This window comes from Emticicia sp. MM (assembly GCF_001649495.1).
In genome coordinates this window covers 67,773-81,124 of sequence record NZ_LXHX01000009.1, presented here as the reverse complement: position 1 = coordinate 81,124, position 13,352 = coordinate 67,773, and the positions used below count along the sequence as shown (strand labels likewise).

Below are 13,352 nucleotides of genomic sequence, written 5' to 3'. Positions count from 1 at the left end.
GGGAGTTATGAAAATCGCTGCCATTGATATAGGCTCTAATGCTGCACGAATGCAGATTTCGTCGGTATTAACTAATAAAAATAAAATTAGCTTCAAAAAAGTTGAGTATGTTCGCTTTGCTCTCCGCTTGGGTATGGATGTATTCAACACAGGGAGTATTTCTCACGCCAGCGAAGCTCGAATCAAAAAACTCTTACAGGCTTATCAGTTATTGATGGAACTTCATGAAGTTGATGCCTACATGATTTGTGCGACAAGTGCCATGCGTGAAGCTGAAAATGGAGCAAGTATTGTGGAGCGAATTTTTAATGAATTGGGCATGGAAATACACCTCATTGAAGGTGAGCAAGAAGCAGAACTCATTAATAATGTAATCGTTACGGTATTAGATGACGATAAGACTTATCTACACATAGATGTAGGTGGTGGAAGTACAGAACTAAATATCTATAAAGGGCATAAGAAAGTCACAGCCAAATCTTTTAAAATTGGTTCGGTTCGATTGCTTGAGCACAAAGAAGCACCAGATGTTTGGAAAAAAATGCAGGTTTGGGTCAATGAAAATATACCTAAAGGAGAAGAAGTGATTGCCGTTGGAACAGGTGGGAATGTCTCAAAACTCTTTAATATGATTGAAGGGAAAAAAGATAATAAAGCTTCGTTGAAAGATTTAGAGAAAATGAGAAACTTTATTGAAAAGTTTAGTCTCGAAGAACGAATAAATAGACTTCAACTCAATGCCGACCGTGCAGATGTAATCGTTCCAGCATCAGATATTTATATTTCGGTAATGAAATGGGCAGGAGCCAACGAAATTATGGTACCCGACTTAGGATTAAAAGATGGAATTCTGATGTTGGTGTATGAAACTTTGATGAATGAAGAATAATGTTAAGTAATATATCCAATAAAAAAAGGCTCAAAGTTTACACTTTTGAGCCTTTTTTTATTGAAATATCTAATTTTTTACAACATATTCTTGATAATATCTTCTACAGAAACATTCTCAGCTTCTGCTTTGAAATTTCTTACGATACGATGACGTAATACTGAAACTGCCACAGCCTTCACATCTTCAATATCTGGCGAGTATTTACCATTGATAAGAGCATTACATTTCGCCCCCAAAATTAGATTTTGAGAAGCTCTTGGCCCAGCACCCCACTCTAAATATTTCTTAGTATCAGCTGAAGCCATTTCCGATGTCGGACGAGTTTTATGAACCAATGCAACTGCATATTCTACTACATTATCAGGTACTGGTACACGACGTACTAATTGTTGAAAATAAAGTATTTCTTCGGCCGAAAGAACTTTATTTACTGTCGTTTTGCGGTCGGAAGTGGTATTCTTAACAATATCAAGCTCTTGTTTGTAAGACGGATAATCAAGGGTAACCATAAACATAAAACGGTCGAGCTGTGCTTCTGGTAAAGGGTAAGTTCCTTCTTGTTCGATTGGATTTTGAGTAGCCAAAACGAAAAAAGGGCGGCCAATACCATGTTTCTTTCCGCCTACTGTAACGGCAAACTCTTGCATGGCTTCAAGCAAAGCAGATTGCGTTTTAGGTGGTGTACGGTTAATCTCATCGGCCAATACGATATTGGCAAAAACAGGGCCCTTGATAAATCGAAAATTACGGTCATTATCAAGCGTTTCCGAACCTAAAATATCAGAAGGCATTAAATCGGGCGTAAACTGGATTCGGTTAAAATCTAAATCCAAAGCCGATGCCATAGTATGAATCAATAAAGTCTTTGCCAAACCTGGCACTCCAACCAATAAGCAGTGACCTTGACAAAAGATGGCAGTGAGTAGCAGACGAACAGTTTCATCTTGTCCAACAATCACCTGTCCAATTTCATTTTGCAATTGATTAAACGCCACTTTTAGGGCATCAGCTGCTTCTACGTCAGAAGTAAATGTAACTTTGCTCATCTATTTTAGATATGAGTTAGGATGTATGTAATATGTGATTTAGTAATAGAAAAATTATTTATTCAAACGCTACATTTTCAGTTTTTATCACTATTTAATATTGTACCCCTCCACTAATTCGGTCTTTGCCAAAAATGTTACAAGATTCAAACTCAGGGTCAATCTTAATATATACATCGGCTGTAGCCTTTTTGAACCATTTTTCAATCTCCACATTTCTTTTTTCCATTATAGCAAACTCCTTTAATCGCTCAAAATCCTCATTCAGGCTTGCTTTATGTGGAGCATGTTTAGCTTTATAATAAATGATTCTTACGCCAGTTTTACCATCTTCGCTTCTGTAAGGTAGCGGAACAGTAATCGTGCCAACTTTCATGGTATCAATCGTAAAGTAAAGCGTAGGTTCCATGCTCTCATCAAGAGCCATTTTGCTTGAACCACTTTGAGGGTCAAGTAATATACCACCTCCATCTTGAGTTTGCTTATCTTCAGAAAACTCTTTGGCAGCTTTTTCAAACTTAATACTATCTTTTACAATTTCAGTTCTGATACTATCAAGAAACTTTTTAGCATCAGTGATATCTAATCTATTATAATCTGGTCTTAACAAAATATGGCGAGCATGGTATTCTTGTCCACGAACTTCAAGCGTTTGAATGAGGTGTAAACCAAAATCTGACTCTACTACATCTGAAATTTCGTTGGGTTTAAGTTTCATTGCTACTGCCTCGAATTGCGGTACCATTTGCCCACGTTTAGCCCAAGATAAATCACCACCAAATTGACGAGAACCTGGGTCTTCAGAATATTCTTTGGCTAGGTCTTCAAATTTTTCTCCGGCCAAAACTCTACGTTTATAATCGAGGAGACGTTCGGATAACTCATCTTTTTGAGCTTTCGTTACCTTAGCCAAACGCACAATATGTGCCAGTTCTACTTCGGTAGGTATTTCGGGGATACTGTCTTTAGGAATACGATTGAAGAACCTTCTTACTTCATTCGGAGTAATCTTAAGGTCTTCCGTAATCTTTCCCTGCATTTTTTGGGCAGTAAGTTGCTCTTTCACTTGTGAGCGTACCTCACTTTTGAGTGTTTCAAGCGATTTACCAAATTGTTCGATAATATTTTTCTCGTTTCCGTACAACTGCACCATTTGTTGCATACGGGCTGTAAGCTGAGCTTCAACTTCTTTATCTTCAACTAAAACAGAGTCTATTTCTGCTTTCGCAACCAAAAGTTTATTAACAACCATACTCTCTAGAGCTTGGCATTTACTTACTGGTTGTTGCTGTTGCTGGCCTCTAATATAAAGCTGCTCAACTTCTGAACGTAGGATGATGTAGTTGTCAACTTTTGCAACAATTCTGTCAATATTGATAGGTGCACTTTGGGAAAATGCCAATATTGGCAGACAAACCAAAAGGAATAATTTCTTAAACATTTTATTTATTTGAATACTTATAATTTCTACTATTGTTCTTTTGTAAACGTAATTAATGGCACTTAGGCTATATCTCTACTAAAGTTTATTTTTTTATACCTAAGGCTTTATCAATCTCTTCTTGATTCAAATTTACAGGATATTTATTAATCAAGTCTGTTTTAAATTGATTTTCAAGATATTTTTGATAATCCACCAACACTTGTCCTCTACATTCTCTTAGTGTTTTGCTTCTTGCTGGCTCTACTTGTTCGATAATCACATCAGCAAACTGCCCATCTTTTGCTACTGAGTGCCTTCCTACAACCCACTGTACTAAATCAATAAACTTATTATCGCCGTGTTTAAAATATCCCTCTTCAATGCTTACTGTATTTGCTTCTTTAGCATTAAATATTTTTTCTACATCTTTTTGTGAATTACTATAAAAAGCAAAAGTAACTCTTTGGTTTTTAGACCAATCAAATTTATCACCCGAGGGTTTGGTTTTTACGTAGTCGTTTTCGATAATTCTTTCAATTGATAAGCCATTAGCCACCAAGAACGCCTTAGCTTTTTCTATACGTTCAGCCGAAATATTATCTTCTTCGTGTTGGTCTGCATGCCCACCTATTTCTACCACATATCCTTTATTTTTTCGCATAATTTCTAGGATATAAACTAAAGTCTGCTTGTGGTCAGGGGTTAGATTGCTCGATGATTTTGTAAAATATAATGGCGTACGATAGAGTCTTTTGAGGTTATAGGGCTTACCTTTTTCGAGTAATTCTTTTACCTGATAAACCACTTTAGCATCTTTCGAGGCAATAATAGTAGCTTGTACTCGTTCAGGCATCTGGTAGCGTACAATATTTTTTTCGTAAAAGAGGCGTTGTTCGGTTGTATCAGATGTTGACTTTTCATATACTAAATCATTGAGTAATTCCATTTTCAAAAGACTTGTAGAATATTCATTCATCAAAATCTTAAAATCAGGATTCAATTCCTCTAAATGAGATTCGGCATATTCTTTTACGGTATTTTCAACAAACTTCTTATAGAAACTACGCATAACCATTGTAGGAGTATAGCCCGTTGGTATTCGTTCGAAAGTTTGATGGTCAACAGCAAAATCAAAAAACAATTTAGTTTTGTATGCTTTTGAGCCAATGTTGAATATTGGTTTATTCAATAATTCATTATTAACTGCATAAGCCCATTTTTTCACCAAAATGTTAGTATCAGCGGCCGTAATGGCCCTTTTAACAACCTCTTGGTCTTCATCAAACTTCATTTGTTTTTTTAGTTTGATGAGCGTATTTTCTTTTACTACATCGCCCCTTGAGTCTGTCACAATTTTATCTTTCAACTTTACCTGAGCTTCATCAAAAGACTCCATTGGGATTTTTTTAGAAAGCTTTATCAAATGCCAGCCAATTGTAGTACGTACTGGTTTTGATACTTCTCCTTCTTGCAAAGCAAATGCCGCTTGTTCAAATGATACTTCTTCTCTACCACCAATTCCGAATACTGGCAAAAAACCACCAAAATTTCGGTAGCGTGTATCATCAGAATATTTTTTACAAGCATCTTCAAAAGAGATTCCTCCTTTGGCAATCACTTCTCTTAATGAATCCAGCGTATTTTTTGCTTTAAGGCTTTCTGCCTCAATAGCATTGGGCTGAACTGTTTTTAATATATGTTGTACTAACACACTTCCACTGTAAGGTCGGCGACCTAAAACTTTCACAATATGATACCCTCCCTTTGTTCGAACTGGCATAGATATTTGTCCAACCGGAGTAGTATATGCTGCTTTCTCAAGTGGGTACAGAAAACGTATCGCTCTAAACCAACCCAAATCACCACCAACACTATTTGTTTTTTTATCTTGTGAAAACTGTTGAGCTAAAGTGTCGAAATCTTCTCCTGTTAGAGCTCTATTTCGAATATCAACTAATTTATTATAAATTGCTAAAGTATCTGTTGGCTCGGCAAACTCTGAAATAGGATACATAATATGAGCTACGCGAACCTCTTCTTTCATCCATTCATAAGTTTCTTTTAGTAGTGCTTTAATCGTTGTGCTATCGGTTAAATACGCTTCGGCTAAAGTACTTCGATAATCTTCTATTTCTTGCTTGAATGATGCGGTAGTATCGTAGCCTCTCTTTTTTGCATCGGCGATAATCCTTTGGTCGTTGATGACCTGCTCTAAAAAAGCTTTAGGCGAGAGCGAATCTTCTGAAATCTGATTTTCGAAAGCAAATTTTAAATCGGCAGTTTTTAACGCTACATTACCTACTGTCAACGCAACAGGTTCTGGCTTAGATTCTGCTACTGAAGGTGTGCTTATAAGAGGTGGAGTTGTAGAAGAAATAGTAAAAATATCTTCTTTAGACTTCGTAGAAGCTACCTGATTAGTTTTAGGTAGGGGTTTCTTGGCAACTTGACAAGCTAATTGTATAAAAACTAATGTTATATATATATATTTATTGTATTTCATCATAAAAGCATAAAACAATCATCCTCAATAAACAACTGCAAAGGTTAGAATTTATTGTGATGAAACTGATTTTGTTGAGTAAGAGACACCTCTAAAGATGATAAACATCAAACAAAAGGTATTAAAGAATCCAAAATTAAGCGAAATTTCTGCTTTTTACGAAATTTTATTCAATAATTTCTTCTATTATCGACTGGCCCGATGATAAATCACCGCTTGTCCATTGCCATTGTTCATGTAAGCGAATACGGCCATCAGGTAATAATTCAGGCTTTGAAAAACAAATACCCGTCATTAACTCACCATACTGATTGATGTGTTCATAACGCATATCTAAAGCATTTTCCTCAACAACTTTAGCAATTAAAAAACCTTTTAAGATTGAGCCTCCACGATATTCTGCCCAAACTACATTTCCCTGTTGCTGATAATTGAATATAGTTTCAGCCCCAACTTCTCCATTGGGTGTATTATTTACAGATTTGAAGGTTTTTCCATGATAGTTTATTGACATAAAACAAAAGTTTAGGAAATAGCAAAATTAAAAGAGCGAACCAAAGTTCGCTCCTAATATGAATTAAATGATGGGTTCTTGTTGTGACAAGCAGTGAAAACTACCCAAACCCCAAATGATTTCGGTAGCATTAATACCAACAACTTTATGTTTAGGAAAACACTCTTGAATAATTGATAAAGCAAGATCATCTTTATCGCAACCATAAGTAGGAACGATAATAAATTTATTGGTTATCAAGAAATTAGCATAAGAAGCTGGTAGCCTTACGCCACTATCATACACGGGGTCAGGCATTGGTAGCTCAATAATATTTAGTGGCTGGCCATTAGGCAAACGCATGGCTTTTAAATCTTCCAAGTTTTGTTTGAGCGGATGATAATTATCATCTTCTTCATTGGGTTCAACCACTGTTAGAACGGTATCTTCATTCACAAAACGAGTAGTATCATCAATATGGCCATCGGTATCATCGCCCACAATTCCTTCAGTAACCCATAAAACTTGCTCCACTCCATAGTAATTACGAAGATAATCTTCAATTTCGGACTGAGAAAGATGCGGATTTCGGTTCGGATTAAGCAAACAAGATTTACTGGTCAATACTGTACCTTTTCCGTTGAATTCTACCGAACCACCTTCCATGATAATACCAGGTACTACATAAGGTAGATTCAAATATTCGGCAATTTTTATTGGAATTCTATCATCATCATCATAAGGAGGATATTTACCTCCCCAAGCGTTATAGCCCCACTCAACAATCATTCGTTGTTTAGTTTCGGGGTTTATCAAAAACGCCGGGCCGTGGTCGCGGCACCAAGAGTCATTATTAGGATGAATCGGAACTTCTACTTTACTTTTATCTATCCCATATTCTTCTATTAATCGCCAAATAAGGGCTTGGTGCTCCTCGTCTTTGGCATTAATACATACATTTTCACTTTCTGTGATGGCTTTCACAAAGGCCATGTATGAAGGATAAATTCTTTCTAAACGCTCGCCATAATCCCACGAATCTGAACTTTGCGGAAAACTAAGCCAAGTAGCTCTATGAGGGTGCCATTCGGCAGGAAAAAAAAAGCCTTGTTCTTTCGGAGTCATTCTATTTTAATTATTGGGTAGTAAAACCGTTTCCTTTTGTGAAATCTTATCATTAATATTGCAAACTACCCACTGCAAACCTCTTGATTATAGATTTTTCTACAAAGTTAAGCTGAAAATCTATAAATTCTGAAATGAGGAAATCCAAAGTTTAAGATTTACCGTAAATGTTATCAAAAAGACATGATAAATTAATCATCTTAGAACCGTTAAAACCATCAGATTAAATAATTCTATATTTTGATTGAGAAAGTAACTAAACATCTTATTGAAAGTATTGTTATTTAGTTTGAACTAAAAAAAAACGCTTGGCACGTCGAATTAGCATAGCAGAAGAAGATTTGGTAACTTTATTGCGAAATAAAGACCAGAAGGGTTTTAATATCCTGTATAATAATTATTCAGGAGCTTTGTTTGGTGTGATTAACAAAATCGTCCAATCAGATGATGACGCCAGTGATTTGTTACAAGATACATTCTTAAAAATTTGGCGAAATATTGATAATTATGACTCTTCGAAGGGAAGCATCTTTACATGGATGATGAATATTGCTCGTAATCTAAGCATCGATAAAGTTCGTTCGGCTGATTACAGAGATTCATCTCAGAATGTATCAATGGAAGATTCTGTAATTTTCCAAGTAGATAGTGAATATCAAACCAACTTATCAATTGATGCGATTGGCCTTAGAAAAATTGTCGATGGCCTAAGACCTGAATATAAACAACTCATTGATTTAGTTTATTTTCAGGGTTATACACAAGCTGAAGTGTCAGATGAATTCGGCATTCCACTTGGTACAGTAAAAACAAGAATAAAAGCGGCTATCGGTAACCTAAGGAATCTATTGGGTGTGCTATGGCTTGTCTTATCATACCTATTTTTATGAGTTTTAATTATTGAATAAAACTAAAGAGAACTTAGAGTGAAGTTTTCACTCGTTTAGTAAAATGAATATTAAAGAATACATAGCCTCTGGGATTATAGAAAGCTACGTGCTTGGATTGGCTTCGACGGAAGAAGTGGCCGAAATCGAGCAATTGGCTATGCAATACCCCGAAATTAAGGCCGAAATTCGAGCAATCGAAGAAGCCTTAGAAAGCTATGCCTTTGCCAATGCTCAAACTCCTCCAGCTCATCTGCAAGACCAAATTTGGTCAAAAATTGTGGAGGGTAATAGTAAAGTTATTGACTTTGAGAGTGGCCAAGAAATAGATTTCAATGCCCAACGGGCAACCAGAATCTCGGGGTTTTACGGAACTTACCTAAGAATTGCCGCTTCAGTAGCATTATTGGGTAGTATTTTAGCTAATATTTACTTAGCTACCCAATGGAAAAGTACAAAATCAAATCTTGATTTAGCTGTAAATGAAAATATAAAACTCCAAAAAGATATCAAATCGCAGGAAGAAATGATGTCGGCCAATGAAGTTAAATTACTGATGGACCCAAGCGTGAAAATGAGTAAGTTAGTCGGTCAAAAAGGTTCAGAAAATTCAACTGTCATGCTCGCATGGGATACAAAAACTAACCAAGTTTATGTAGTGAGGGGTAATTTACCAGCTCCTCCCGCAGGAATGCAGTATCAACTGTGGGCAATTATTGATGATAAACCCGTTGATGCGGGTGTGTTTGATATAAAAAATAATACTCAACAAGTGAAGAAAATATCAACAGCAAAAGCATTTGCAGTTACATTAGAGAAAAAAGGTGGAAGCCCAGTTCCTACATCAGATGTGATGGTAATGGGTATATAGAAATTAGAAAGCAAAAAGCGGAGTTATGTTTCGAAACATAGCTCCGCTTTTTTTAAGAAATCTTTACTCGTTCAAAAGCATCAATGTAGGTCTTTTTACTAGCATTGAGTACTTTTATATGTCTTGATTGAGCAAAAGATCTTAATATTTCGTAAGAAAAAAACACTTTGTGCAAAGAGAGAAATTGTGCTTGCAAACTTGGTCGAGAATTATTTCGCACATCTACTACTTTTTCGTGTTTGATATCGGCCGAATTGTCATAAAAATGAATCTGACGCATTTCAAATTCATTCTGCTCGGTAATTCTCATTTCTTCGTGCCATGAATGGTCTGCACCAAACAAATAAACACTTTCATAGTTTTGAACTAATGCTACATAAAGCGATGCCGCCAAAATATTCTGACATTGAGGCATTCCTAAATTATGCTTAAAAATCCAATTTCTGAAAGCAGGAAAACCACGCACAATGGTATAATTGAAAAGGCACACTTGCACATTAGGCTTCTCTTTTTTTAGTCTTTTTACAAAATAAGAGTTACGCCCACTGGCCGGAACAAAAAACCTCATTGCCCAATCAGTCTTTTCAAAAATAGCTTCGTATGTTTTCTTAATATCCTGACGCCCATCATTTTGTTCATCGTACATGAAAAAGGCAGGGTCTAAGAAAACATAATTTTGGGGCTTCAAGGAAGAGTAAACTTCTGACAATGCAAATAGATTTACACAATAGGTATCTGTTTCTTGCAAAAAATTTAAGTTTTCTGCTAAAGCGTGATTAAGCGAAGGACCATTTCCTAAAATGGAAGCAATCTTTTTTTGATTGGAAAATTTTGGTAGCCAAAATTTCGATAATAATAATACTTTCAAAATCGAAACAAAGGTTTGAATCGTATGATTAAACAAGGCTCCGATTTTCAAATAATAATCAAACATCGTTTATTTTATTCGTTGATAAAAAATCCCGAATGAAAACTTAGATAGCGAATGCTAATCTTCTACTTCATTCGGGATTTATGCCATAATTTATATTTCTGTTTGTTCAGTTTTTTTCTCACTGCGAAGCTCCATCACTAAAGCTCCAATAAGTAGTAAAACCATAAGAATAGATGCAACTAAATCTATTTTTGCCCCAATTATGACTGATTTTGGTTGAAATTTGAACTCAATCTTATGTTTACCAGCAGGAATAGTCATGGCACGCAAAACATAGTTTGCTCTAAAATGTGGCGTTTCTTGTCCATCCACAAAAGACTTCCAATCTTCATTTCCACGGTAGTAAATTTCAGAGAAAATTGCTACTTGGTTAGTCGGAGAATTTGACTCATAAGTCAAATAATTTGGCTTATAATCAGTTAGTTTGATAGTCGCCGTTGTATCTTGTTTAATGTTTTTATCACTAAAATATTGTTTATAACGTTCATCAACAAAAGCTACGCTACGCGGATTAAAATTGCTAACAGCTTTAATTTCCTCATCGGCATTCTTAACCACTTTTACTTCATTCACAAACCACGCATTACCTAATGCATCTGGATTTTTTTGTGCCACTGGGTTTCCATCTTGTCCTGGTGTAATGAAATACTTCGTATTCAACATATTAAAGATTGGTAAATTATACTTACCATCTTTGGTCATTGCATTATCATATAATTCTTGAATACGCTTCAATTTAGCACCATGATATCCACCAATAGATTTGTGGAAGTAGGAAGCAGTTGCATCTGCAAAGAAGCCTTGGTTTGTTGCTAAATCCACCACTCTAAAATCTGGGTCCTTATCTTGTAAAATTTGCTCATCAGCAGGCGATGGATTGAATCGCTCAGCTACACGAGTTTTGGTTTGAAAATCATCATTATTAAAGTAGCGTTTATCAACCAAAGCTAAATCAAGAGCAGCCAGAATACCTAAAACAATGACAAATACATTAGCTTTTATTTTCTCGGTAGTATAAGCCCAAATTACTCCAGCAGAAATTACTAATAAAAATATCGAACGTAACAAATCACCCATTACTGCCGATTGGCGGTCGGCATGAAGTGAAGCCGCAAAAGCATCGGCAAACTCCTGTCCGTTGGCCTGAGCCATACTCTTAAACATATCAGCATCACGTTCTGATCGGAAATCAAGCATGAAATAACCAAGTAAAATCAATAGCACTAAACCTCCAATACTATAAAGTAAAGGTTTCTTAAGTTCATTGAAAGATAGCTTTTCAGTAATGATTTTATTCACACCCATCATAGCCCCCAATACAAAACACAAGTGCATGAGTGTAACAACCATCTTACTATCTCTAAATTTATTGTAGTAAGGGAAATAATCGAACATAAAGAAGTTGAAGCCACTAAAACTACTCCCCCAAGAGATAAACAAGTATAAAATTGAGGTCAGAATCAGCACATATCTTAAACCATCTTTTACCAAGATTAACCCCAAGATAAATAAGAATAAAATGATGATACCCGAATAATTTGGTCCAGAAACATAAGATTGTGGGCCAAAATACATCGGTAGATTTGAGCTAAACTGTGCTGCGGTAGTAGCATCAACACCTTTCCCTACAAGCATTTTATAAGTCTCAGATTTTTCGCCCAAGTTGGCAGCAGAAGCACCTCCAACAAAATTTGGAGCCAAGAGCGTTAACGTTTCTATTTTACCTGGACTATATGAAAAAGCATAATCTCTTCCTAAACCATCAGCTGATTGATTCAAGTTTCCGAGTGTAAGCTCTGATTTGCCGCGTGTGGTTTCTTTCGAGTAAACAAAGTTATTCCATAAGTGCATACTATTAGTTCCAAAACCAATCAATGACCCAACCAATACAACTACATAAGCCTTAATTAAACCCGAAAAGTTACCCTTCTTTACATGTAAATAACTTTCAAAAAGTACATATATACCTAATAAGAAGAATAAATAATAAGTAATTTGTGGGTGATTGGCATACATCTCCATAGCCATGAAGAAGGTGGTCATCGCAATACCCAACAAATATCTTCCCCTAAAAACAGCTATAAAAGAAGCTAAAAGAGCAGGTGCAAAAGCAATGGCTACAATTTTTGAAACGTGGCCAGCCTCAAGAAAAAGCAGGTTGTAGGTATTGAATGCATAAGCCACCGAACCGAAAAAACCGAGCCAATTATTTACTTTTAATACTCGCATTAACACATAAAAACCCAACATCAAGAGTATCAAAACATTGGCTGGAGAAGGAATATTGTTCATGTAAAATGAACCAATCTTTGTTGAAAGGCTATTTTCATAATCGCCTGCCACCATATACCCTGGCATTCCACCAAACATTGAGTTTGTCCACCAAGCCCACTCGCCTGTTTGCTTATAAAAATCATTTAATTCTTTAGCCGAGGCCGCAGCCATTTGAGTATCGTGCATGGCAAGGCGTTTGCCTTGCAAGAGTGGCGATGCATACATAAAACTCACAACCACAAAGCCAACCGCCGCGATGAGATGAGGAATATACTTTTTAAACATTGATTTGGAAAATATGTTAGCTAATTATCTTTTGAATTTGGCAGCATGTTTACCGAATTATCAAAACAATTCGTATAATTCTGCTATAATATCTTACAAAGAACGCAAAGAAAAAGTAAATTAGGTATGAACAAGACCAAAAATCTTTACGAACTTTGCAGGAATATTAATCAAACAAACGCACCAATGCTCATTTTTAATATTACGTTTAATGTTGAAGATAAAATAAACGAACAATGGTTAAAGTGGATGAAATCAAATTTTATACCAGTTGCATTATCTACGAATCTGCCTAAAGACATTAAAGTTTTCAGACTTCTCAACGAACAAGCCAATACTGATAAAACCTTTGCTTTTCAATTTCATTTCAAAAATATGGAAGATTATATGGAATTTGAAATGCAGCATCGTGAAAGAATTTCGGATAGATACCAAATGCTTTTCCGAGGGAAATACGTTGAATTCAGTTCACTTCTTCAAGAAGCCTAAAGAAATATTCAGAATTATCTACAAAACCTGTCTTTTTCAAAGACAGGTTTTGTTTTTTAGGGATATAATCACTAAAATTGTCCTACCTAATTACACTAATATTACACTTCACTTACTCATGAAAAAAGCC

Annotated in this window: 11 protein-coding genes; 4 read left to right on the top strand and 7 right to left on the bottom strand. The window is 35.7% G+C overall.

The window, feature by feature from the left end; genetic code table 11:
* Positions 1-7 precede the first annotated feature (7 nt).
* Positions 8-889, top strand: coding sequence for a Ppx/GppA phosphatase family protein (locus tag A6M55_RS01335; protein ID WP_015029514.1), 882 nt, complete (start codon positions 8-10; stop codon positions 887-889).
* Positions 890-966: 77 nt separating this feature from the next.
* On the opposite strand, the gene A6M55_RS01330 is transcribed toward A6M55_RS01335, so the two are convergent.
* The 5 genes from A6M55_RS01330 to A6M55_RS01310 all read right to left on the bottom strand — a co-directional run bounded on the left by A6M55_RS01330 (position 967) and on the right by A6M55_RS01310 (position 7,482).
* Positions 967-1,938 carry a MoxR family ATPase gene (locus A6M55_RS01330; protein ID WP_015029513.1) on the bottom strand — a complete coding sequence of 324 codons (972 nt, stop codon included), beginning with the start codon at positions 1,936-1,938 and terminating at the stop codon, positions 967-969.
* A gap of 94 nt (positions 1,939-2,032) precedes the next feature.
* Positions 2,033-3,379 carry a peptidylprolyl isomerase gene (locus A6M55_RS01325; protein WP_015029512.1) on the bottom strand — a complete coding sequence of 449 codons (1,347 nt, stop codon included), beginning with the start codon at positions 3,377-3,379 and terminating at the stop codon, positions 2,033-2,035.
* 85 nt (positions 3,380-3,464) lie between these two features.
* Entirely contained in the window at positions 3,465-5,867 is a 2,403-nt protein-coding gene (locus A6M55_RS01320; RefSeq protein WP_064196201.1) for a peptidylprolyl isomerase, read from the bottom strand.
* Between the two features lie 163 nt (positions 5,868-6,030).
* Positions 6,031-6,378 (bottom strand): hypothetical protein, encoded by a 348-nt coding sequence (locus A6M55_RS01315; RefSeq protein ID WP_015029510.1) that lies wholly within the window; start codon positions 6,376-6,378, stop codon positions 6,031-6,033.
* 63 nt (positions 6,379-6,441) lie between these two features.
* A complete protein-coding gene (locus A6M55_RS01310; protein ID WP_064196200.1) occupies positions 6,442-7,482 on the bottom strand; it encodes an agmatine/peptidylarginine deiminase in 1,041 nt (346 codons plus the stop codon).
* A 308-nt stretch (positions 7,483-7,790) separates the two neighbouring features.
* Between A6M55_RS01310 and A6M55_RS01305 the strand changes: the two genes are divergently transcribed.
* Together A6M55_RS01305 and A6M55_RS01300 are read left to right on the top strand one after the other, a co-directional pair.
* A complete protein-coding gene (locus A6M55_RS01305) occupies positions 7,791-8,372 on the top strand; it encodes an RNA polymerase sigma factor (RefSeq protein WP_015029508.1) in 582 nt (193 codons plus the stop codon).
* Between the two features lie 61 nt (positions 8,373-8,433).
* A complete protein-coding gene (locus A6M55_RS01300) occupies positions 8,434-9,240 on the top strand; it encodes an anti-sigma factor domain-containing protein (protein WP_015029507.1) in 807 nt (268 codons plus the stop codon).
* Positions 9,241-9,292: 52 nt separating this feature from the next.
* Here the strand turns inward: A6M55_RS01300 and A6M55_RS01295 are convergent, their stop codons facing one another.
* The gene (locus A6M55_RS01295; protein ID WP_064196199.1) at positions 9,293-10,174 is read right to left on the bottom strand and encodes a hypothetical protein; all 882 of its coding nucleotides are present in this window, start codon (positions 10,172-10,174) and stop codon (positions 9,293-9,295) included.
* Positions 10,175-10,264: 90 nt separating this feature from the next.
* Positions 10,265-12,733 carry a YfhO family protein gene (locus A6M55_RS01290; RefSeq protein ID WP_064196198.1) on the bottom strand — a complete coding sequence of 823 codons (2,469 nt, stop codon included), beginning with the start codon at positions 12,731-12,733 and terminating at the stop codon, positions 10,265-10,267.
* Positions 12,734-12,859: 126 nt separating this feature from the next.
* Here A6M55_RS01290 and A6M55_RS01285 point away from each other — a divergent pair, with 126 nt between their 5' ends.
* The gene (locus A6M55_RS01285; RefSeq protein WP_015029504.1) at positions 12,860-13,222 is read left to right on the top strand and encodes a DUF4286 family protein; all 363 of its coding nucleotides are present in this window, start codon (positions 12,860-12,862) and stop codon (positions 13,220-13,222) included.
* Positions 13,223-13,352: the final 130 nt, after the last annotated feature.